General features: G+C 69.0%; 18 protein-coding genes. 5 read left to right on the plus strand and 13 right to left on the minus strand.

Annotated features, from left to right (window positions below; translation table 11 throughout):
* Nucleotides 1-58: 58 nt before the first annotated feature.
* From BAU06_RS12450 to BAU06_RS12470, 5 genes are all read right to left on the minus strand, one after another.
* Nucleotides 59-913: an ABC transporter permease gene (locus BAU06_RS12450; RefSeq protein WP_082988170.1), complete on the minus strand. Its 855-nt coding sequence runs from the start codon at nucleotides 911-913 to the stop codon at nucleotides 59-61.
* Nucleotides 910-1,734 carry an ABC transporter ATP-binding protein gene (locus BAU06_RS12455; RefSeq protein ID WP_231934053.1) on the minus strand — a complete coding sequence of 275 codons (825 nt, stop codon included), beginning with the start codon at nucleotides 1,732-1,734 and terminating at the stop codon, nucleotides 910-912. Before BAU06_RS12455 ends, BAU06_RS12450 begins: the two co-directional genes overlap by 4 nt.
* Before the next feature lie 11 nt (nucleotides 1,735-1,745).
* The gene (locus BAU06_RS12460; protein WP_066349535.1) at nucleotides 1,746-2,492 is read right to left on the minus strand and encodes a GntR family transcriptional regulator; all 747 of its coding nucleotides are present in this window, start codon (nucleotides 2,490-2,492) and stop codon (nucleotides 1,746-1,748) included.
* Between the two features lie 222 nt (nucleotides 2,493-2,714).
* Nucleotides 2,715-3,041 carry a cupin domain-containing protein gene (locus BAU06_RS12465; RefSeq protein ID WP_231934088.1) on the minus strand — a complete coding sequence of 109 codons (327 nt, stop codon included), beginning with the start codon at nucleotides 3,039-3,041 and terminating at the stop codon, nucleotides 2,715-2,717.
* Nucleotides 3,042-3,264: 223 nt separating this feature from the next.
* A complete protein-coding gene (locus tag BAU06_RS12470) occupies nucleotides 3,265-4,020 on the minus strand; it encodes an SDR family oxidoreductase (protein WP_066349537.1) in 756 nt (251 codons plus the stop codon).
* A gap of 129 nt (nucleotides 4,021-4,149) precedes the next feature.
* Here BAU06_RS12470 and BAU06_RS12475 point away from each other — a divergent pair, with 129 nt between their 5' ends.
* Complete coding sequence (locus tag BAU06_RS12475) at nucleotides 4,150-5,733, plus strand: winged helix-turn-helix domain-containing tetratricopeptide repeat protein (RefSeq protein WP_066349542.1); 1,584 nt, start codon at nucleotides 4,150-4,152, stop codon at nucleotides 5,731-5,733.
* 63 nt (nucleotides 5,734-5,796) lie between these two features.
* Here BAU06_RS12475 and BAU06_RS12480 read toward each other — a convergent pair whose 3' ends face one another.
* The 4 genes from BAU06_RS12480 to BAU06_RS12495 all read right to left on the minus strand — a co-directional run bounded on the left by BAU06_RS12480 (nucleotide 5,797) and on the right by BAU06_RS12495 (nucleotide 11,363).
* On the minus strand, nucleotides 5,797-6,903 hold the full coding sequence (locus BAU06_RS12480; protein ID WP_066349543.1) for a DUF1615 domain-containing protein: 1,107 nt from the start codon (nucleotides 6,901-6,903) through the stop codon (nucleotides 5,797-5,799).
* A 147-nt stretch (nucleotides 6,904-7,050) separates the two neighbouring features.
* On the minus strand, nucleotides 7,051-8,478 hold the full coding sequence (locus BAU06_RS12485; RefSeq protein WP_066358963.1) for an efflux transporter outer membrane subunit: 1,428 nt from the start codon (nucleotides 8,476-8,478) through the stop codon (nucleotides 7,051-7,053).
* 109 nt (nucleotides 8,479-8,587) lie between these two features.
* Nucleotides 8,588-10,171: an MDR family MFS transporter gene (locus tag BAU06_RS12490; protein ID WP_066349544.1), complete on the minus strand. Its 1,584-nt coding sequence runs from the start codon at nucleotides 10,169-10,171 to the stop codon at nucleotides 8,588-8,590.
* The gene (locus tag BAU06_RS12495; RefSeq protein WP_066349548.1) at nucleotides 10,164-11,363 is read right to left on the minus strand and encodes an HlyD family secretion protein; all 1,200 of its coding nucleotides are present in this window, start codon (nucleotides 11,361-11,363) and stop codon (nucleotides 10,164-10,166) included. The genes BAU06_RS12490 and BAU06_RS12495 overlap by 8 nt, the downstream gene beginning before the upstream one ends.
* Nucleotides 11,364-11,489: 126 nt before the next feature.
* On the opposite strand from BAU06_RS12495, the gene BAU06_RS12500 reads away from it, so the two are divergent.
* Together BAU06_RS12500 and poxB are read left to right on the plus strand one after the other, a co-directional pair.
* Nucleotides 11,490-12,194 carry a CerR family C-terminal domain-containing protein gene (locus BAU06_RS12500; protein WP_066349554.1) on the plus strand — a complete coding sequence of 235 codons (705 nt, stop codon included), beginning with the start codon at nucleotides 11,490-11,492 and terminating at the stop codon, nucleotides 12,192-12,194.
* Between the two features lie 142 nt (nucleotides 12,195-12,336).
* Nucleotides 12,337-14,061 (plus strand): ubiquinone-dependent pyruvate dehydrogenase, encoded by a 1,725-nt coding sequence (poxB, locus tag BAU06_RS12505; RefSeq protein ID WP_066349556.1) that lies wholly within the window; start codon nucleotides 12,337-12,339, stop codon nucleotides 14,059-14,061.
* A 48-nt stretch (nucleotides 14,062-14,109) separates the two neighbouring features.
* Here poxB and hmpA read toward each other — a convergent pair whose 3' ends face one another.
* Complete coding sequence (gene hmpA, locus BAU06_RS12510) at nucleotides 14,110-15,291, minus strand: NO-inducible flavohemoprotein (RefSeq protein ID WP_066349558.1); 1,182 nt, start codon at nucleotides 15,289-15,291, stop codon at nucleotides 14,110-14,112.
* A 237-nt stretch (nucleotides 15,292-15,528) separates the two neighbouring features.
* Here hmpA and norR point away from each other — a divergent pair, with 237 nt between their 5' ends.
* A complete protein-coding gene (norR, locus tag BAU06_RS12515) occupies nucleotides 15,529-17,244 on the plus strand; it encodes a nitric oxide reductase transcriptional regulator NorR (RefSeq protein ID WP_066349561.1) in 1,716 nt (571 codons plus the stop codon).
* Between the two features lie 10 nt (nucleotides 17,245-17,254).
* Here norR and phrB read toward each other — a convergent pair whose 3' ends face one another.
* Nucleotides 17,255-18,691, minus strand: coding sequence for a deoxyribodipyrimidine photo-lyase (gene phrB / locus BAU06_RS12520; protein ID WP_066358964.1), 1,437 nt, complete (start codon nucleotides 18,689-18,691; stop codon nucleotides 17,255-17,257).
* 98 nt (nucleotides 18,692-18,789) lie between these two features.
* Here phrB and BAU06_RS12525 point away from each other — a divergent pair, with 98 nt between their 5' ends.
* Nucleotides 18,790-19,383 carry a biliverdin-producing heme oxygenase gene (locus BAU06_RS12525; protein WP_066349562.1) on the plus strand — a complete coding sequence of 198 codons (594 nt, stop codon included), beginning with the start codon at nucleotides 18,790-18,792 and terminating at the stop codon, nucleotides 19,381-19,383.
* On the opposite strand, the gene BAU06_RS12530 is transcribed toward BAU06_RS12525, so the two are convergent.
* Nucleotides 19,373-21,862, minus strand: a complete 2,490-nt coding sequence (locus tag BAU06_RS12530; RefSeq protein WP_066349563.1) for a response regulator — start codon at nucleotides 21,860-21,862, stop codon at nucleotides 19,373-19,375. The two genes, BAU06_RS12525 and BAU06_RS12530, sit on opposite strands and share 11 nt — an antisense overlap.
* Nucleotides 21,859-22,335 carry a response regulator gene (locus tag BAU06_RS12535; protein ID WP_066349564.1) on the minus strand — a complete coding sequence of 159 codons (477 nt, stop codon included), beginning with the start codon at nucleotides 22,333-22,335 and terminating at the stop codon, nucleotides 21,859-21,861. The genes BAU06_RS12530 and BAU06_RS12535 overlap by 4 nt, the downstream gene beginning before the upstream one ends.
* Between the last annotated feature and the right edge of the window lie 10 nt (nucleotides 22,336-22,345).

Genomic DNA, 22,345 nt, shown 5'->3' on the forward strand with positions numbered 1-22,345 from the left:
TAGGCGATACGCGGTGGGGGGTGGGCGGTCGGGCGGTCCGGGCGGGTTTCCGCCTGTCTCATAGCGGCTTCCAGCGGAACAGGCGGCGCTCCAGCGGCTTGAGCAGGCCGCCCTCGAAGAGCAGCATCAGCACCACCAGCAGCAGCGTCCAGGCGAATACCTGGTCGGTCTGCACCAGGTCGGCGGCCTGGCGCAGGCGATAGCCGATGCCATCGGACGAGCCCAGCGTTTCCGCCACCAGCGACACCCGCCAGCCGAAACCGAAGGCCAGGCGCGCACCCGAGAAGAAGTAGGGCAGGATGGTGGGAAGATAGATTTTCCGCAGGATCTGTGCCCGCGACATGCGGAAGCTGCGGGCCAGGTCCACGTGCAGCTTGTCGACGTTCTGGGAACCCTGCCAGACATTGGTCAGGATCAGCGGCATGGCGGTCATGAAGACGACGAAGATGGTGGTGGCGTTGGAGATGCCGAACCAGATGATGGCGAAGACCGCCCAGATGGCCGAGGACACCGTGTTCATCACGGCCAGCAGGGGATCGAAGAAGGTCGCCAGCACGCGGCTGGAACCCAGCGCCAGGCCGAGCGGGGTGCCGACCGCCGTCGCCAGGGCGAAGCCGATCAGGATGCGCATCAGCGTGGTCAGCACATCGTGCGCGAAGGTATCCGAGCGGGTCAGGTTGACCAGCGCCTGGATGACTTTTTCCGGGCCCGGCAGCACGAAGGCCGGCACGTGCGACGCGGCCAGCGACCACAGCACCACGAACACCACGGCCAGCGCCGCGCGCTGCAGAAGCAGCCAGCCCAGTCCCCGCCAGCGCCTGCCGGGCGCGGCGCCGCCGGACAGACTGATGGTGGATGCGCCGATATCCACGGCGCTGGCGTCCAGTCCCTTGCTGTTCGCGCGTTCGCTCATTCCTGCACCTTCATGCGCAGCTGGCGCGTTTGTTCGGCGACGTCGCGGTCGGTGGGGTGGCGCGGGCGCGGCAGCGCGATCGGATCGATCTCGCGGATGCGGCCCGGGCGCGGCGCCATCAGGACGATGCGGTCGGCCAGGATGACGGCTTCTTCCACGTCGTGCGTGACGAAGAGCACGGTCATATTCTTCATGGCATGAATGCGCAGGACTTCCTGGTGCATCTGCGTGCGCGTCTGCGGATCCAGCTTGGAAAAGGGCTCGTCCATCAGCAGCACGCTGGGTTCGATGACCAGGCTGCGGGCCAGCGCCACGCGGCTGCGCATGCCGCCGGACAGCTGGTGCGGCCAGGCATCGCCGAAACCGGTCAGGCCCACCATGTCGAGCACGGCATCGGCGCGACGATGGCGTTCCGCTTTCGGCACATTGGCGGCTTCCAGTCCGAAGCCGACGTTGTCGCGCACGCTGCGCCAGGGCAGCAGCCTGTCCTCCTGGAACAGGTAGGCCATGTGGCGCCATTGGTCGTAGGCGGCCAGGGGCCGGCCGGCAAGGAAGATCTCGCCGGCGTCATGGGGCTCCAGGCCGGCCACCATGTTGAGCAGCGTGCTCTTGCCGCAGCCGGAAGGGCCCAGCAGGGCGACGATCTCGCCGCGGCCCACCGTGAAAGAGATATCGCGCAGCACTTCCAGCGCGCCGAAATGCTTGGAGACGTGGCGCACGTCCAGCGCGTCGGCCTGCGCGGCGGTGCCGGCGCCGGCCGGCGCCGCCTGGTCCGCGCGCGGCGTATCGGCGGATACCCGGGTGTTTGCTTTGGATTGCACGGCGGCTCCGGTCATCGCCCGCTCCCGTTCAGGGCCGCCGGAACGGGAATGGCCGCGCCGGTCTGCGTCAGGCTGGCATAGAGTTTTTCCAGGGTCATGACCTGGAAGGTTTCGATATGGCGGCGCGCGATGGTCTCGGCGCGCTTGCCGTCGCCCTCGGCCAGCGCGTCGATCATGGCATTGTGATCGTGCTTGATCTCGGGCTTGGTCCGCTGCACGCCAAAGCCCAGCGCGACCAGGCGCGACATCTCGTCCATCAGCTGGCTGAGCAGACGGTAGAGCCGTTCATTGCCGCAGGCGGCGGCAATGGCCAGGTGGAAGGCCTTATTGGCGTCCATGAAGACGTCGATCTGGTCGCTCAGCTGCAGCACGGGATGCTGTACCCGGCAGGCGGCTTCCAGGCGGCGCAGCAGGTCGATATCGACGCGCCCGGCGGCCAGGCGCGCGGCCAGCGGCTCGACCTGCACGCGCAGGGTGAAGACCTCTTCCACGTCGCGCAAGGTGATCGGGGATATCTGGTATCCCTTGCGCGGCCGGGACCGCACGAAGCCTTCGTGCGCCAGCCGCGTAAGGGCGATGCGGCAGCCGGTCTTGCGGATGCCGTAGGCCTGCATCAGCTCCGGCTCGGTGACGAAGGCGCCCGGCGCCAGGCGGCAGGAAATCACGTCCCGGCGTATGCGCGCGTACGCGTCGGCGCCGGCGCTCACATCGGAGGTCCGGTCGTCGGCGCGCGCGGCGTGTACGGGAGAATCGGGCATGGTGGCGGGGCTTCACATGCGTGGTGAGCAGCTCACAGCGCATATGAAATATGTCTACAACGCCACCATTCTATGGATGGCCAGGCCCGGAACTAACTAAGAAATTACCCTAAGCATATACCTGGAACTTTGGTTTCGGTCCTTTGAATGCCCCTTCCGGAAATAAGGAAAAGCGCTGTGCACCGCCTCCTGCACCGGCTTGGTCCGACGCACCGGCGTGGCTCATTGCACGGGGGTCAGGATGGGGGCGCCTTGCTTCTTCAACAGCAGGACCACGAACCTGGCGGGCTGGGTGGCGCTGGCATTGTGGCCGACGGTGTGCAGGTCCTCGGGACCCTCGTAAAAGGTGTCGCCGGCGTTCAGGGTGACCGTCTTGCCGCCTTGCACGCCCATCACGATCGACCCCTCCAGCACATAGACGAAGGCGTGCGCGTCGTGCCGGTGGACAGGGTCGGCGCCACCCGGCGGGTATTCGACGTGGATCAGCACCGCCTCCTTGCCCGGATAGTCGGGCAGCGGCTTGCTCATCAGCTCGACGACTTCCGCCATGGGTGGCTGGGCGGCGGCCGCGCTGCTGGCGGGGGCCGGGGACGCGCCCGCGGCTTGCGGCGCGGCGGCCCGATGGGCATGCGAGGCGCAGCCCGCGGTGGCCGCGCACAGCAGCAGGGCGGCCAGTTTCGTGGAATGGATCATGATGGTTCCTGGAAAAGGTAGACGGTTGCGTGCCGCCATGCGGGCGCGCATCGCCGCGCGCATGGCGCGCGGCGAAATCTCAGGCGTGTGCCGGCGCGTGCTTCAGCCAATCCTGGAAGCGCGTCGCGCAGATGCGGGCGTCCTTGCCGGCGGTCAGGGACTGGTCGTCCAGCACCGAACCGAAGTAGCGCGCGTGCACGTCGGCGACGATCCTGCGCGTTTCGTCGTGGCGCGCGGCCAGGTACATCCGGGCCAGTTCGTCCAGCGGAATCAGTTCCGGTCCGGCCACTTCCAGCACGCCGTTGACGGGCGGCTGGACGGCCACGTCGGCCAGCGTCGCGGACGTATCGTCCGAGGCGATCGGCTGCAGCAAGGCGGGAGACAGATGGACGGTCTCGCCGCCGCTGGACTTGATGATGCCGTCCACGAATTCGAAGAACTGCGTCGAGCGCAGGATGGTGTACGGGATGCCCGAGGCCGCGATCAGCGCTTCCTGGGCGACCTTGGCGCGCATGTAGCCGTTGTCCGGCAGGCGGTCCGCGCCCACCACCGACAACGCGACGTGATGCTTGACGCCGGCCGCGGCTTCGGCCGCCAGCAGGTTGCGGCCGGCGGTCTGGAAGAACTCCATGACGGCCTTGTCCTCGAAAGACGGCGAGTTGGAGACGTCCACGACGACGTCCGCGCCCTGGACGGCGTCGGCCACGCCGTCTCCCGTGAGCAGGTTCACGCCCGTGCGCAGCGAGGCCGCCACCACCTCGTGGCCCTGCCGGCGCAGCCGGTTCACTACATTCGATCCGATCAGGCCGCTGGCCCCTATGACGACGATTTTCATGATCTCGCTCCCTATTCGCGTCCTCGGCCGTCGATATGGCGACCGGTGTATGAACTATGCCCGCGCGCGGTGTGGAATACTTTGCCGGAACTTTGGAATTCCCTTGGAATTCCATTCAAGGGAGACCGGATGCCGCTGATGTTCGAGGATTGCACGCTGGATACCGACAGGCGGGAGCTGTTCCGTTCGGCCCAGGTGGTTCCTACCACGCCGCAAGTGTTCGATTTGCTGGTTTACCTGGCTTGCAATCGCCAGCGTGTCGTTACCCGCGACGACCTGCTCGACGGCGTGTGGGGCGGGCGCATCGTGTCGGAATCGACGCTTGCCAGCCATATCAACGCGGCGCGCAAGGCGGTGGGCGACGACGGCCAGCAGCAGCGGGTGATCCGCACGGTGCCGCGCAAGGGATTCCGCTTCGTGGCCGACGTGCGCAAGGTCGATCTGGAAACCGCCGAGTCCGCCGCCGCAAGTGCCGGCCCGCGGGCCGAGCCGCCCACGGAAGAAGGCCCCGCCTTGCCGAACCGGCCCTCCATCGCGGTATTGCCCTTCGTCAACCTGAGCGGGCAGCCGGACCAGGAATACCTGGCCGACGGCGTGGTCGAGGACATCATCGCGGCCTTGTCGCGCCACCGCTGGCTGTTCGTGGTTTCGCGCAACTCCAGCTTCATGTACAAGGCGCGCGCCGTCGACGTGAAACAGGTAGGCCGCGAACTGGGCGTGCGTTATGTGCTGGAAGGCAGTTTCCGCCGCGCCGGCAACCGTGTGCGCATCACGGGCCAGCTGGTGGATGCCGCCACGGGCACGCACCATTGGGCCGGCCGCTTCGAAGGCGTGCTGGACGACATCTTCGCGCTGTACGACCAGATCAGCGAAAGCGTGGTCGGGTCCCTGGCGCCGCAGCTGGAACAGGTGGAGATCGAGCGCGCCACGCACAAGCCGACCGGCAGCCTGGACGCCTACGACTACTACCTGCGCGGCATGGCGAAGCTGCACCGCGGCACCCGCGAGAGCATCGGGCTGGCGCTGCAACGCTTCCAGGACGCCATGCGGGCCGACGACGGGTTCGCCTCGGCCCATGCCATGGCGGCGTGGTGCCATTGCTGGCGCAAGGTCAACCACTGGATGGCCGATGCGCCGCGCGAGACCGCGGAAGGCATCCAGCTGGCGCGGCGCGCCATCGACCTGGGCAAGGGCGACGCGGTGGCCCTGACGCGCGGCGGCCATGCGCTGGCGCACCTGGCCGGCGATCTGTCCGGCGGCATCGCCCTGATAGACCGCGCGCTGGTGCTGAATCCGAACCTGGCGTCCGCCTGGTTCCTGGGCGCATTCCTGCGCGTGTGGCACGGCGAGACGGAGGACGCCATCGCATCGTTTTCCCGCGCCATGCGGCTGAGCCCGCTGGATCCGGAGCTGTACCGCATGCAGGCGGGGATCGCCATCGCCCATCTTTTCGCGGGGCGCAACGAGGAAGCCATCGCGTGGGCGGAGAAGGCCCTGCGCGAGCTGCCCGGCTTCATGCTGGCCCTGGCGGTGATCGCGGCCAGCCGGGCGCTGCTGGGCCAGGAGGCCGAAGCGCGGCGCGTCATGCTGGACCTGCGGCGGGCCAGTCCGGACCTGTGCCTGGCGAACCTGACCGACTGGCTGCCGATACATCGGCCGGACAACATCCGGCTTTTCGCCGATGGCCTGGAAAGGGCGGGGCTGCCGGGCTGACGCCGGAAGCGGCATGCCCTTGCCTGACGCGGCAGGCCCGGCCGGGGCTCGATGCGCGCGCGATCAACCGCCGTCGCGCGCCATGCATTGCTTCCAGCGCTGGTTGACCCGCTCGGCGAACCAGGCCGTCGTCAGCGTGCGGGTGATCTTCGGGCTTTGCAGCGTGATGCGGGGCAGCACGGCGCGCGGCAGCGCCGCGCCCGCCGCCTTGTCGGCGATCTGGAACAGCCGGCGATAAAGCAGGGTCTTCTCGAAATCCAGGCGATCCGCGGCGCGCAGGTCGCGGCGGATGGCGTCCTCGCTCATATCCAGCCGCGACCGCAGGGTGCGCAGCGCGCGTTCGGTTTCGCCGGGCTCGATGCTGTTTTCGCGCAGCACGTCGCCGTCCAGGGCGAGCGGGATGCCCGTGGCGCGGCTGACGGCGTTCTGGAATGCGGCGTTGCGGCTGGCGTACCAGCCGGCGTTGTAGTCCGCGAAGCGGTAGATCATCGCGTCGTAGTTGGCGGTGTAGCCCAGCAGGTGCAGCGTGCCGAAATAGATGCCGCCGCGGCGCGTGAAGACTTCCCGGCGCAGGCCCTTGTCCATGGCGTAGGGATAGCCGGCGGCGTGCGCCTGCGCGAAGTCCACGCTGACCTGCATGGGGCCCGCCGTGTGGACGGGGTTCAGTCCGCCGAACAACTGCCGGCCCATGGGCACCATGCCGATGAAGTCCTCGTACATCTCGCTCAGGTCGCGCTCGGTGCGCACCGTATCCAGGCGCCGGCTGTAGGTCTTGCCATCGGGCGACTTCAAACCCAGCGCGGCGTCCACCAGCATGGCGGGAATGTGCAAAGAAGCCGCGCGGCGGTAGATCTCCGCCCGTGCCACTTTGGGCAGCCCGGGCACGGCGGGATCGGCGCGGAAACCGGATTCCTGGCCGATGATGGCGATCACGGCGCACTGGTTGGCGGGCGAGGCGTCGATCTCCTGCGTCGTCAGCGCGACCTGGATATCGCGCGCCCATCCGGCTGCGTCGTCCACCCCGGGCGGCAGGCGCCTGGCGACTTCCGCGCGCACCTGGTCGGGCCCCGGCGCAGCCGGCTCGGGCGTGCGCGTGGCGCACCCGGCCAGCCATGACACCATCGCCGACAGGCAGAGGCCGGCCAGCCTGCGTTGGATTGGAAGCTTCATCTTGCGTCCGTCGTGTTGCGATGTGCAATCCGCGATGCCGTTTGCCCTTGTCCATTCGCCAGGACGGCGGCGGACCGGCATCGGGGCCTTGGGATACTACGCGAGCCGTTGACTGCACGCCACCGGCTCGGGCCGGTCCCGCGCGCCTCAGCCCGCCTGCCAGCCCAGGCCCAGGCTTTTCTGCAACGATACGAAGTCCTGCAGCAGTTCCGCCTGGCCCGCCACCACGTCCTGCTGGGCGGCGAATTCGCTGCGCTGGGTGTCGAGCAGATCGATCAGCGTGGCGACCCCCGCGGTGTAGCGCTGGCGCGTCAGTTCGGCGGAGCGCTCGGCGTAGTCCTGCACCTGGCGCAGCCGCACCAGGTGTTCGCGCTGGTGCCCGTAGCGGGACAGCGCGGTATTGGCATCCTGCAAGGCCGCCAACACGGTATGCGCGTATTTGGCCTGCGCTTCGTCGCGGGCGGCCTCCGCGGCATGGATGGCGCCGCGGGTGCGGCCGAAGTCCAGGATGTTCCATTGCAGGTAGGGCACGCCGACCCAGCTCAGGTTTTCCTTGCGGGCCAGATGGCCCAGCGTGGCGGCGCTGAAACTCAGGTCGCCGAACAGCGTGACCTTGGGAAACAGGTCCGCGGTGTGCTCGCCGATCTGCGCGTAGGCCGAGGCCAGCCGTCGCTCGGCGCCGCGGATGTCGGGCCGCTGCCGCAGCATCGCGGCCGGATCGCCGACGCTCACCCGCGCCGGCAAGGCCGGCAGGGGCGCGGCGGCGGCCAGTTGCCGGTCCAGCGCGCCGGGTTCGCGGCCGGTCAGCACCGCCAGGCGGTCCAGCGACTCGTCGATCTGCGCTTCCAGCGGCACCAGGGTGGCGCGGGTCGTCGACACCTGGGTGGCGAGCCGCTCGACATCGACGTCGGCGGCGGTGCCGGCGGCGCGGCGCTGCCGCGTCAGGTCCAGCATGCGCTGCTGCAATTCGGCGGAGCGGCGCGCCAGCGTGAGCCGCTGTTGCTGGTCACGCAGGCTGATATAGGCCTGCGCGACCTCGGCGGCCAGCGACACCTGCGTATCGGCGAGATCCGCCTGGACGGCGTCGGCCTCGGCGGAAGCGGCTTCCACGGCGCGGCGCGATCCACCGAATAGATCCAGCTCCCAGGAGGCGTCGAAGCCGGCCGTATAGAACTGCACCGGCCCGCGCCCGGAACCGCCGCCATTGCTTTCCCCGGCCGGTATCAATGCCGACGTGTCCGGCGAACGGGTGCGTACGGCGGCTCCCAGCGCGCCCACGGTAGGCATGCCGTTGGCGCTTGCCTGCTGCAGCTGCGCGCGCGAGGCCCGCAGCCGCGCCTGCGCCGCATGCACGTCTGGGTTGTGCGCGAGCGCCGCTTCGATCAGCTGGTTCAATTGCGGGTCGTCCAGCGCCAGCCACCATAGGCTGGCCGCGTGGCCCGTGGCCACCGCGTCCCGCGGCGCGCGCACGAAGGCCGGCTGCCGGGCGGCATCGGGCGCCGCATCGGGCGCGCCGGGATAATCCGGTCCGACCGCGCAGCCGGCCAGGGCCGATGCTCCGGCCAGGAGCAGCATAAGCAGGCGGGCCGCGTGGACGGGGCGGGGAAGGGGCGGGGTATGCGGGGACGGCATGGTCGGGGTGTGCGGTGTCTTGGGCATCGGATCGCGCGGGCGCATGGTGGCCTCAGTGCCCGGCGCCGGGCGTGTCGCCGCCGCGCGGCGTGCGCAGCAACAGGGCCAGGGGCACGCAGGCCAGCAGGGCCAGGGCCAGCAGATAAAAGGTCTCGGAGTAGGTCATGACGGCGGCCTGCTGCCGGATCTGCGCGGCCATCTGTCCCAGGGCGCGCATATGCGAATACGCCATGTCGCCGGTCTGGGCGAACCAGTTCGCCGTGTTCGCCGCCAGGCGGTCCTGCCCCAGGACGGAATTGGCCGTCAAGGACTCGCGCAGCATGTGGTCGTGGAAGGTGTTGCGCCGGTCGATGACGATACCGATCAGCGACAGGCCGACGGAGCCGCCCAGGTTGCGCGCCATGTTGTACAGGCCCGCCGCGTCGCCGGACTCTTCCCGCGACACCGCCGCCATCGACGCCTGGTTCAAGGGCATCATCGCCAGTATCTGGCCGATGCCGCGCAGGAACTGCGATCCGTAGAAGTCGTGGCCCACGCTTTGCGCGGTCAATCCGATATCCAGCAGGCAGCTGCCGGTGAACATCAGCAAGCCGGCGATGACCAGGATACGGAAGTCCACCCTGCCCAGCAGCCTGGGCAGGAAAGGCATCATCAGGAAAGAAGGCAGGCCCGCCACCAGCATGACGGCGCCGGATTGCTCGGCGTTGTAGCCGGCGATCAGGCTGAGGAACTGCGGCACCAGATAGGAGACGCCGTACAGCCCCGCGCCGATGGCCACGACGATGGCGATGACCGCCGCGTAGCGCGGATTGCGCAGCAGGCCCAAGCGCAGGATGGGCCGGGGCGCCGTCGCTTGCGAAATCCCGATCAGGACCATTCCGAACAGCGTGGCGACGGTCAGCGCGACGATCATGTGGGAGTCGAACCAGCGTTCGCGCTGGCCTTCTTCCAGCACGACCGTCAGGCTGCTCAGGCCTATCGCGAGCCCGGCGATACCGAGCCAATCGGCCTTGAGGAAGTCGCCCCAGCGCGGCCGTTCCGCGGGCAGGCCGCCCAGCAGCAGGGCCACCAGGGCGGCGCATACCGGCAGGTTCACCAGGAAGCACCACGTCCAGCTGATGTTCTCAGCCAGCCAGCCGCCGACCACCGGCCCCAGCAAGGGCCCGAGCAGCACGATCAGGCCGAACACCGTCATGCCCACCGGCATCTGCGCGCGCGGCAAGCGGGTGCGGATGATGGTCTGCGCGGTCGGGATCATCGCGCCCCCGGTAAAGCCCTGGCCGATGCGGCCGGCGACCATCTGCGGCAGGCTGTGCGACAGGCCGCACATCACCGAGAACAGCGCAAAGAGCAGGGCGTTGCCCAGCAGGAAATTGCGCAGGCCGAACACCCGCGTCAACCAGGCCGCCAACGGGATCATGACGATCTCGGACATCAGGTAGCCGGTGGATATCCAGGTGCCTTCGGTGCCCGTGGCGCCGATCGAGCCCTGTATCTGCGGCAGGGCGGAATTGGTGATGGAGATATCCAGGGTCGCCATCAGCGCGCCCAGCGCGCCTCCCGCGACGGCCACCCAGTCCGCCGCGCTCGCGCGCGGCTCCGCCGGCGCCGCCGCGGACGCGTTGCCTTCAGCCATGGCTGGCCGCCTCCGGCGCGCCGGGCGCGGCGCCGGGCGAAGACCGCGTATCGACCTCGGCGGTCACCGACAGGCCCGGCACCAGCAGTTTGCGCGTGTCCGCGTCCGCCTCGATGCGGATGCGTACCGGCACCCGCTGGACGATCTTGGTGAAATTGCCGGTGGCGTTCTCCGGCGGCAGCAAGGCGAATTGCGCGCCGGTGCCGGGCGAGAAACTGTCCACCACGCCGCGCAGGTCGCGGCCGGGCAGGGCATCGACGTGCAGCGTGGCGGGCTGGCCGGGACGCATGCGGCCGATCTGCGTCTCCTTGAAATTGGCTTCCAGGTAGACGTCCTGCACCGGCACGACGGTCATCATGCGCGTACCGGGCTGGACATACTGGCCCACGCGCACGGTGCGGTCGCCGATCTTGCCGGCCTGCGTCGCGCGCACCACCGTGTCCTGCAGGTCCAGGTTGGCCTGGCGGGCGCTGGCCTGCGCCGCCTCCAGTTGGGCGCGTGCCTGCGCCATTTGCGCCGTGCTGACGGCGATCTGCGCCTGGGCCGCCTGCACCGCGGCCTGGTTGGCGGCAAGGGTGGCAAGCGCTTGGTCGCGCTGGTTGGCCAGGTTGGCCAGCCGCTCGCTGGTTTCCGCGCCCGTGGCCGCCAGCGGCCGATAGCGTTTGACCTCGTCCTGGGCATGCTGGGCGTTCAGGCGCGCCACCCGCTCCTGGGCCTGGGCCTGCGCCACGTTGGCATCCTGCTGGCGGATCTCCGCCTGGGCGCGCGCGATGTCGGCCTGCCGCGCATCGATGGTGGCTTGCGCCTGGTCCAGCGCGGCGCGGTACTGGCGGCCGTCCAGGCGTACCAGGGAATCTCCGGCCTGGACGACCTGGTTGTCGCCGACGTAAACCTCCATGACGTAGCCGCTGACCTTGGGCGCGATCGTGACGCTGTCGGCTTGCAGATAGGCGTCGTCGGTGCTCTCGATGAAACGGCCGACCCGCCACCACTGCGCGCCCCAGGCCAGGGCCGCGGCCGCCGCCAGCAGCGCCCCGCCCAGGATCAGGCGCCGGCGCGTGGCGGGAGCCCGACCGCCGGCGGGCGGGGACGGCCGCGCGGGAGCGGCGGCCGCCGGAGCGGCGGCCGCCGGAGCGGTGGCCGCCAGAGCGGTGGCAGCGGCCGGGGAAGACGAACCATCGGATGCGGACATGGCGGGCAGGTATCCAGGGAATTTTGAGCGAACGGAATATTTTTATCGGACGGAATAAATTTATCAAGTGTTATATTTTGCGGTGGCAAAAGCCTGGCACAGGCTCCAGATAGCGCGGGAGACCCCATGAACGACACCAAGCGCGGCCGGCGCCCGGCCGGTAGCGGCTATGCCCGCGGGGACGAAACCCGCCTGCGCATCATCGAGGCCGCCATCGAGCGCTTCGGCGAAGCCGGCTTCAGCGGCGCCTCCACCCGCGATATCGCCGCGCACGCCGGCGTCAACGCGCCGGCGCTGCAGTACTACTTCGAAAGCAAGGAAGGGCTGTACCGGGCCTGTGCGGAACACATCGCCGACAGCGCGCGCGCCGCCTTCGAGCCGGCCATGCGGCAGGCGCGCGCCATCCTGGACGGCGCGGCCGACGCGGATGCCTTGATCGACGCTTTCGTCGCCCTCCAGGACGCCATCGCCGACCGCATGCTGCAAATACCCTGCGGACCGGACCAGCGGCTGTTCTTCGCCCGCGAACAGGCCGGGCACGAGCCGCCCATCGCCTCCGACATCCTGCAGGAGCGCCTGCGCAAGCCGCTGAACGATATCTGCCTGGCCCTGGTGGCGCGCATCACCGGCACGTCCATGGACGATCCCAAGACCATGGTCCGGGTCTTCACGCTGCACGGCCAGCTGGTCGTCTTCCACACCGCCAAGCGCGGCCTGCTATCGCTGCTGGGCTGGGAGCAGATCGATGCCGCGCGCGCGGCGCTCGTAAAGGAGACAGTGCGCGAGCAGACGCGCGCCTTGTTGCGGATGTGGTCCGCCCCCGCGGCCTGATCGTCCATCGCGGCAGGTCCATTCAAGGGATGGGCACAGACAGCGTCGCGCTTATCGCGTATGGTCTTATGCGCACGCAGGAAACCGTGGCGTCCGTCGCGCCGCGCGGTGTATCGCTTCCGCCCCTTTTCCGGAGACCGCCATGCCCAGGATCACGCTTGCCGACCAGATCGCCGCCACGCTCGCCGAAGCAGGAATAAAACGCATCTGGGGCGTCACCGGCGACAGCCTCAATGGCTTGAACGACAGCCTGCGCCGGCTCGAAACCATTGCCTGGATGCACGTGCGCCACGAAGAAGTGGCGGCCTTCGCCGCGGGCGCCGAAGCCGCCGTGACCGGACGGCTGGCCGTGTGCGCGGGCAGCTGCGGTCCCGGCAATCTGCATCTGATCAACGGCTTGTTCGATTGCCATCGCAGCCGGGTACCCGTGCTGGCCATCGCGGCGCATATCCCGTCCTCCGAGATCGGCCTGGACTATTTCCAGGAGACCCATCCGCAGGAGCTCTTCAAGGAATGCAGCCACTACGTGGAGCTGGTCACCAACCCGGCGCAAATGCCGGAAGTGCTGCACCGGGCGATGCGCACGGCGATCCTGCGCCGCGGCGTCGCGGTGGTGGTGCTGCCCGGCGACGTGGCCCTGCTGGAGGCCTCCGCGCCGTCCGCGCCGTGGCCCGCGCTGGCGCCGCCGCGGGTACTGCCCGCCGACCAGGACGTCGACCGCCTGGCGGACCTCCTGGACGGCAGCGGCCGCGTGACATTGTTGTGCGGCGCCGGCTGCGCCGGCGCGCATGACGAAGTCGTGGCGCTGGCCGATGCGCTGGGCGCGCCCATCGTGCACACGCTGCGGGGCAAGGAACACATCGAATACGACAACCCCTGCGACGTCGGCATGACGGGCTTCATCGGCTTCAGCTCCGGCTACCATGCCATGCTGAATTGCGACACGCTGCTGATGCTGGGAACGGATTTCCCGTATCGCCATTTCTATCCGCGGCAGGCCAGGGTGATCCAGGTCGATGCGGATCCGGCCGCGCTGGGACGGCGGGCGCGGCTGGCGCTGGGCATCCCCGCCGACGTGCGCGAGACCTTGCGCCTGGTGCTGCCGCGCCTGGCGCGCAAGGCCGACCGCGGCTTCCTGGATACGGCGCGCCGGCATTACGCCGACGCGCGCAAGGCGCTGGACGACCTGGCGGTGCCATCCCCGCGCGGCCGCGCCATCCACCCGCAATATCTGGCGCGCGTCGTCAGCCGCTTGGCGGCCGAGGACGCGATTTTCTCTGTCGACGTCGGGACGCCGACGGTCTGGGCGGCGCGCTACCTGGAGATGAACGGCCTGCGCCGGCTGCTGGGCTCCTTCAACCATGGCTCGATGGCCAATGCCTTGCCGCAGGCCATCGGCGCGCAGGCGGCCTTCCCCGGGCGGCAAGTCATCTCGCTGTCCGGCGACGGCGGCTTCTCGATGCTGATGGGGGATTTCATCTCGCTGGCGCAGCTCGGCCTGCCGGTGAAGGTGGTCGTGGTCAACAACGGCACCCTGGGCTTCGTCGCGATGGAAATGAAGGCCAGCGGCTATCTGGACACCAATACCGACCTGCGCAATCCCGACTTCGCCGCCATGTCCAACGCGATGGGCATCCTGGGCATACGGGTGGAGCACGCCGAAGACCTGGAGTCCGCGCTGCGGCAGGCCTTCGCGCACGACGGGCCGGCGCTGGTCGATGTGCTGACCGCCAAGCAGGAGCTGGTCATTCCGCCCAAGATCAAGCTGGAACAGGCCAAGGGATTCAGCCTGTACATGCTCAAGGCCATCATCAGCGGGCGCGGCGACGAGGTCATGGACCTGGCGCAGACCAACTGGCCGCGATGAGCCCGGTGCGGCGCGCGCCGTGCGCCGCGCCGGTCTTTACATCGCGGCCTAAAGCGCCGCCGCCGGCCCGAAGAACTCGTAGCGGGCGTTGGTCTCGGGCACACCCAGGGCTGCCAGGGTCTTCTTCATGAGCGACATGAAGGGCTTGGGTCCGACGAAGTAGGCATCCAGGTCCGCCGCGGTGGGCAGCCATTTGCGCAATTGCTCCGCATGGGCGCGGCCCACGGCGTCCGGCCGACGCGCCGCGCCGGCTTCGTCCTCGTAGCAGACATAGTGGCGCAGGTGCGCATGGCGCGCCGCCAGCTGGTCGATGTAGTCGCCGAAAGCATGCACCTGGCCGTTGCGCGCGTAGTGGATGAAGTACACGGGCCGCTGGCTCTCGCGCAAGGCCGCCTCCAGCATGGCCAGCACGGGCGTCACGCCCACGCCGGCGCTGATCAGCGCCAGGGGCCGCTCGCTTTCCTCCAGCACGAAATCGCCGGCCGGCGGGAACACATCCAGGGTATCGCCCACCCGCACGCGGTCGTGCAGGAAGTTGGACGCGACGCCACCCGGCTCGCGCTTGACGCTGATGCGGTATTGCGCGCCATCGGGCGCGCGCGACAGCGAGTAGTTGCGGCGGATTTCCTCGCCGTCGACGTCCAGGCGCAGGCCCAGGTACTGCCCGGGGCGGTAGGCCAGCAAAGGTCCGCAGTCCGCGGGGTGCAGGTAGAACGATGTGATCTCGGCGCTTTCGGCGACCTTGTTCGACACGATGAAGGGGCGCGCGCCGCGCCAGCCTCCCGGCTCGTGCGCCCGCGCCTCATAGACCGCCGCTTCGGCCTGGATCAGCATGTCGGCAAGCTGCTGGTAGGCCGCGGCCCAGGCGGCGATGACTTCGTCGGTGGCGGTTTCGGCGCCCAGCACTTCCCGGATGGCCCGCAGCAGGCAGGCGCCGACGATGGGATAGTGCTCGGGCAGGACCTGCAGCGAGACGTGTTTGTTGACGATCTGCGAGGCCAGCGGGGCGAGCGCCTGCAGGCGCTCGATGTTGCGCGCGTACATGAGCACGCCATTGGCCAGTGCGCGCGGCTGCGCGCCGCTGGCCTGGTGGGCCTGGTTGAACAAAGGCCGTACCTCGGGATGCTCCGCCAGCATGATCCGGTAGAAGTGCGTGGTCAGCGCCTCGCCGCCCGTTTCGAGCAAGGGGACGGTGGCGCGGATAATGGCGAGCTGGTTCGAGTCGAGCATGTTGGAGAACTCCTGTTGGGGCCTGCCGCGCAGCGTGTTCGTTCAGGATGGGCAGGCCGGCCGCGCGAAGGCGGTCATGGATTGCAATGCAACATCCATGCCATGTGGGTCTCCCCGCGGGCGCGGCATCGAGCCAGGGACTTCGCCTCGAAAAGTGAGTTTTATAGACCCGTTTGTTGATATAAGGAGTCGGGTTAACCCATATCCTGCCGCGGATTCCGTTATGCTCGGGGCGTGATGAGAACACAGAATCCCCTGATGGGCGCCGTCATTCCGCTGGTGTCCGACCTGGCCCGCGATGTGCCGCCCGCGGAACGATACCGGCGCCTGCTCGATGCCCTGCGCGCCTTGCTGCCTTGCGACGCCGTGGCCCTGCTAAGGCTGGAAAACGACGCCTTGATCCCGCTGGCGATGCAGGGCCTGAGTCCCGATGCGATGGGCCGGCGTTTCCGCGTCGCGCAGCATCCGCGCTTGCATGCGCTGCTGGAGGCCGACGAAGCCATGCGATTCGCGCCGGACAGCAGCCTGCCCGATCCCTACGACGGCCTGGTGGAAGACGGCGGCGAGCTGCACGTGCACGATTGCATGGGCTGCGCCATCACGGTAGGCCAGCGCAAATGGGGCTTGCTGACGCTGGATGCCTTGCAGCCCGGGCGCTTCTCGGACGACGATCTTGCCGTGCTGGACGTCTTCGCCGGGCTGGCCGCCGCCACGGTGGCGGTGGCCGCCCGTATCGAACAACTGGCGGTCACGGCGGAGGACGAGCGGCGGCGGGCCGAAAGCTACCGCCTGGCGGTGGCCGGACCCGCCCGCCGGCTGACGGGGCAGAGCACGGCTTTTCGCCGCTTCATGAAGGACGTGGAGATGGTGGCCGCCAGCGATCTGACTGTCCTGGTCACGGGCGAAACGGGCGTGGGCAAGGAGTTGGTGGCGCAGGCGCTGCATGCGGGATCGGCGCGCGCCGGCAAGCCCATGATCAGCGTGAACTGCGCGGCCTTGCCCGACAATCTGATCGAAAGCGAACTGTTCGGCCATGTGCGCGGCGCCTTCTCCGGCGCGGTGCAGGACCGGCGGGGTAAATTCGAGCTCGCGCATGGCGGCACGCTGTTCCTGGATGAAGTGGGCGAGCTTCCCTTGAGCGCGCAAGCCAAGTTGCTGCGCGTGCTGCAAAGCGGCCAGCTGCAGCGCGTGGGGTCCGACCGCGAACATCAAGTGGACGTACGGCTGATCGCCGCCACCAACCGCGACCTGGCCGAGGAAGTGCGCGCGCGCCGCATGCGGGCGGACTTCTACCATCGCTTGAGCGTGTACCCGCTGCGCGTACCGCCGCTGCGCGAACGCGGGCGCGATGTGCTGCTTCTCGCAGGGGCCTTCCTGGAAGAAAACCGCGCGCGGCTGGGCTTGGGCGCCTTGCGCCTGCAGCCGGAAACGCATGCCACCCTTCAGCACTACGGGTGGCCCGGCAACGTCCGCGAACTGGAACACGTGATCAGCCGCGGCGTGCTCAAGGCGCTGGGCCGGCATGCGCAGCGTCCGCGCATCCTGACCGTGACCGCGGACGATATGGATATCGAAGTGCCGGGCGGCGATCCGTCGGACGGCGATCCGTCGGGCGGCGATCCGTCGGGCGGGCAGCGGTCGGCTGCTGGCGCGTCGGGCTCGGCGCCGTGGGGCGGAGCCCTTCCGGGTGGCGCGTCGTCGCCGCATGGCGGCATGCCGGGAAGCGGGCCGGCGGGCGACCCGCCCTTGTCCTTGCAGCAGACACTGCTGGCGGTGGAGCAGGCCACGATCGAGTCCTGCCTGGCCAGGCACGGCAACAACTGGAGCGCCGCGGCGCGCGAACTGGGGGTGGACCGCGCCAACCTGCGCCGCCGCGCCGCCCGCCTGGGCATCCCCGTGCAAGGGAAACCCGGCCGGCCGCGGCGCGCCAGGCCGCCCGCTGGGCAGCCATGACCGAAGCCCGTCATTCCGCCCGGCGTTTGGCTACCCCGGCATAGGCCTCGATGGCGCGCAGCCGGCTTTCGCGCAGATCGACGATGCGCGCCGGATAGCCGGTGGCCTGGCGCTGTGCGTCGGTGGGCGCATGGATGGCCCGGTCGTCCAGGCCGGCCAGCTCCGGCAGCCAGCGCCGCAGGAAGCTTCCGCGGGGATCGAACTTCCGCGATTGCGTCTCGGGATTGAACACGCGGAAGTAGGGCGCCGCATCGGTCCCGGTCGACGCGCTCCATTGCCAGCCGCCGTTGTTGGATGCCAGATCGCCATCGACCAGGTTTGCCATGAACCAGGCCTCGCCCTTGCGCCAATCGAGCAGCAGATTCTTGCTCAGGAACATCGCCGTCATCATGCGCAGGCGGTTGTGCATCCAGCCCGTGGCGGCCAGCTGGCGCATCGCCGCATCGATGATGGGAAAGCCCGTGCGCCCATCGCGCCAGGCTTGCAGATCCCGCTCCGACTCGCGCCAAGGGACGTGCTCGGTTTCCGGCCGCATGGCGCGATGCATGGACAGTGCCGGATGCGCAGCCAGGAGATGCACATAGAACTCGCGCCAGAGCAGTTCGGTGATCCAGGCGCGGATGCCGGCCTGGCCGCTGTCGATCTCGCCCTGGTTGGCGGACAGGGCCGCGCGCAGGCAGGCGCCCGCCGAAATAACGCCGGCGGCCAGGTAGGGCGAAAGCCGGCTGGTCCCGTCCACGCCGGGCAGGTCGCGGTCCCGGGGATAGTCCGCCACGGCGGTATCGATGAAAGCCCGCAGCCGGCGGGCCGCGGCATCCTCGCCCGCGGGCCATAAGGCGCGGATGCCATCGCCGGGCTGCGGCGCGTCGCCCAGCATGGCGCGCGGCGGGGGCAGGGGGTCGGCGCGAGCCGGCATCGCGGCTTGCCGCCGTGGCGCGGGAGCGGGCCGGGGCGGTGCGGCGGCCAGGCGCTCCCGGCAGACGCGCGCATAAGGGCTGAAGACCTTGTAGCACTGGCCCTTGCCCGAGAGCACCGATCCCGGCGGCAGCAGGGTGGCGCCGTGATGGACGGTCCACGCGATGCCTTCCGTGGCGAGCCTGCGCGCCACGGCGTCGTCGCGGCGCCATTCATCGATCCCCCACTCGGCGTTCGCGTGTACGGCCTGGATGCCGTGGAGCCGGCAGAATGAAACCAGGGCATCGGGTGCCGCGGACCAATCATGGACCGCGCTGAATTTCAGCGGCACGTTCAGCGCCGCCAGGCGCTTGCCCAGTTCGGCCAGGTTGCGCAGCCAGAAGTCGATCTTGGCCGGGGCATCGCCGTGGCGCCGCCACTGCCCGGGCGCGGGCATGAACAGCGCGCAGGCCGTTCCATCGGCCAGGGCGGCGGACAGGGCCGGATTGTCCTGCGTGCGCAGGTCGGTACGGAACCAGATAAGCGTGGCCATGCCGGCATTGTCGCATCGCGCCATCGGGCCGCCGGATGGGCAGGGGCCTCCGGTATCATGAAGCCTGTCTCATATCGCCGCCCGGGGATGCCTGCTTCATGGATGTCCATGCCACCCTACGAAACGCCACCCAGCAGCGCCACGAGCGTCTGGATAGCGGCCTGCGTATCGGTTCGGGCCAGGCCGATTACCGCGATTACCTGGCCTATATCGCCGCGCTGCGGGGCTGGTTGGAACCCGTGGAAAAAGCCCTGTGGGCGCGCGATTGGCCGGCGTCGCTGCGAGCGGACCGGCGCCGCGACAAGGCCGCAAGGATGGATAGCGATTTCCAGGCCGCGCGCGCGCTGGGCATGCAGCCGCCACCGGCGCCCCCATGCCCGGATATCCCCGACGTCGGCCGGTCGGCTGCCTATGCCCTGGGTGTGATGTATGTGATCGAAGGCTCGCAACTGGGCGGCCGCATGATGGCCAAGCGCTTGCAGCAGGCCTGGCCGGACCGGCAGTTCCACTATATGGAGGGCTACGGCGCGGACCTGGCCGTGCTGTGGAAGGAATTCATGGCCTTCCTGGCGCTCGCGCTGCAAACCCCGCAAGACGTGGACGAAGCCGTGGCCGGCGCCTGCGATGCCTTCGATACCCTGGCCGGCTGGCTGCGCGCGCGGGGCCAGTACCGGGCGTCCGCTACGGCGTAACGCCCAGGTCCTTCAGCGTGGCGTACAGGCTGTCCAGCTCGTACGGTTTCTGGATGAATGCCACGCGTGTCGCGGCCGGCATGTCCGCGCCCAGGTCGACCTGGCCATAGCCGCTGGCCACGACGATGGGCAGGCCCGGATGGCGCCGCGCCAGCTTAAGGATCAACGCCTTGCCCGGCATGTCCGGCAGGCCCAGATCCACGATGGCGGCGCCCACATTGCCGCCGGCGGCTTCCATCGACGCCAGGGCCTGGGCGCCCGTGCCGGCCTCGTCCACCTGGTAGCCGAACTCCATCAGCGCTTCCGCCGTCAGCTCCCGCACCAGTTCGTCGTCCTCGACCACCAGCACGCGCACGCCGCCTGCCGCGGTGGCGGCCATGCCGTCCCGCGCCGGGACCGCGGCCGGGCCAGCGGCCTCGCCAGCGCCCGCGTGTGCCGGATCGTCCAGGATCTCGCGCACGCGCTGCGCCAGCTCGCTGAAGGTAAAGGGCTTGGGAATCAGCGCGACGCCGGGCGGCAGCTTGCCGTCGTGGGTAAGGCGTCCTTCCGCATAGGCCGAGGTATACAGGACGGGCAAGCCCGGCCGCAGTTGGCGCGCGGCGTCCGCCAGGTCGCGGCCGTTCATGCCGCGCGGCAGGCCCACGTCGGTGAAAAGCAGCGCGATATCGTCCCGGTCGCGCAGGCACTGCAGGGCGCTTGCCGCATCGCCGGCCTGGTGGACGGCGTAGCCCAGCTCCATCAACGCGGCCGCCGAATGGGCGCGCACGGCTTCATCGTCTTCCACCACCAGGATGGTCTCGCCGCGCGCGGCGACCGGCATGGCGCCGCTGTGCGTTCTTTCGCCCGGATGTACCTGCGCCTGCGCCTGGCGGGGCAGGTAGATATGGACCGTGGTGCCCTGACCGACGGTACTGTCCAGGCGCACGTAGCCGCCCGACTGCTTCACGAAGCCATACACCTGGCTCAGTCCCAGGCCGGTCCCCACGCCGATGTCCTTGGTGGTGAAAAAGGGTTCGAAGACCTTGTCCATGAGGTCTTCCGGAATGCCGACGCCCGTATCGGAAACGCTGATGCACACATAATCGCCCGGGGCGGGTTCCAGGCCGGCGGTGGTCTCGTCCAGCACGGCATTGCGGGTCCGGATGACGATCTCGCCGCCCTCGGGCATCGCGTCGCGCGAGTTGACCGCCAGGTTCAGCAGCGCGCTTTCCATCATGTGCGGATCGATATGCGCCGGCCACAGGTCGGCCTGCAGGTCGTTGCGCACATCGACTTCCTCGCCCAGCATGCGGGTCAGCATTTCGGTGGTGGCGGCGATCAGGTCGTTGACGTCCACGCTGCGCGGCTGCAAGGGCTGCCGGCGCGCGAAGGCCAGCAGGCGCTGGGTCAATGCCGCCGCGCGCTGCGCCCCCTGCTTGGCATGGCTGACCGCGGTCTGCAGGCGCGCCGGGTCCGGCTTGCCCACGCCACTGAACAGCTGGCGCTCCAGGGTTTCCAGGTTGCCCAGGATGACGGTCAGGAAGTTGTTGAAATCGTGGGCCACGCCGCCGGTCAGCTGGCCGAAGGCTTCCATCTTCTGCGACTGGCGCAGTTGCTCTTCTGCCTGTTTCCGCGCCGCGTCGGCGTCGGCGCGCTGCCGCATTTCCTGCAGCAGGCGCTCGTTGGTGCGCAGCAATTCGGCGGTACGCGCCTGCACGATGTGTTCCAGCTCGTCGCGCGCCAGTTTGGCGTCGGTGACGTCGACGTTGGTGCCCGTCAGCCCCAGGAAGCGGCCGGCGCCGTCGAAGCGCGGCACGGCACGGCAGTCCAGCCAGCGCAGGCGTTTCCCGGCATCGACGACGCGGATCTCGACCTGCAGGGGCGCACGGGCCGCGACGGCCTGGTCGAAGGCGCCGAGCAGGACGGGCAGGTCCGGCGGGTACACCATGCGGTGCCAGCCTTTGCCCAGCATGGCCTCGCAGGGCATGCCGAACATGGTTTCATAGTGGCGGTTGACGAAGGTGACCTGGCCGGACGCGTCGGTCTCCCAGATCAGGGCCGGAGCCGAATCGGACAGCGCCCGGAAACGCGTTTCGCTTTCGCGCAGCGCCTGTTCCACGCGCCGGCGTTCGCGGCGGTCTTCGGCTTCCGACAAGGCACGGCGCGCCGCGCCGCCCAGCCGGTCCAGGCGCTGCTTCAGGACGTAGTCGGTGGCGCCCGTTTTCAGCGCCTTGACGGCCAGGTCCTCGCCGATGACGCCGGACACGAAGATGAAAGGGACCTCGGGCAGCCTGCCCGACGCCATGGACAGCGCTTCCCAGCCATCGATGTCGGGCAGGGAGAAATCCGAAATGACCAGGCAGATATCGCCGCCGTCCAGGGCCTGCGCGTACGAGCGCCGGTCATGCGCCCGCCGCAGGGCGATGTCGGGCAGCGCGTCCGCCAAATGATGCATCATCAATTCGGCGTCCAGGTCATTGTCCTCGAGCAGCAGAATCAAGGTTGTTCCCGGCCGTCGATGCGGGCGCTGTCCCGGCGCAGAGGAGGCGGCTGGTTCAGGATGGCCCAGAACATGCCGAGATTGCGGATCGCCTCGAAGAATTCCGAGAATTCGACCGGCTTGACGACGAAGGAATTCACGCCGGACTGATAGCTGCGCACCAGGTCTTTTTCTTCCTTGGACGAGGTCAGCATCACGATGGGGATCTGCTTGTGGTCGGCATCCGACTTGATGCGTTCCAGCACTTCCAGTCCGTCCACCTTGGGCAGTTTCAGGTCCAGCAGGATGACGGATGGCTCGCCCACCGGGCGGCCCGCATGGGTGCCGCGCCGATAGACGTAGTCGAGCGCTTCGGCGCCGTCGCGCAGGACGATGACCTCGTTGGCGATGTTGCACTGCCGGAGCGCCGTCAGCGTCAACTCGATGTCGTTCGGATTGTCTTCTACCAGCAGGATAGGCCGTAGGTCGTTCATTCTATTGGCA

This window comes from Bordetella bronchialis (assembly GCF_001676705.1).
Taxonomy (GTDB): domain Bacteria; phylum Pseudomonadota; class Gammaproteobacteria; order Burkholderiales; family Burkholderiaceae_B; genus Bordetella_C; species Bordetella_C bronchialis.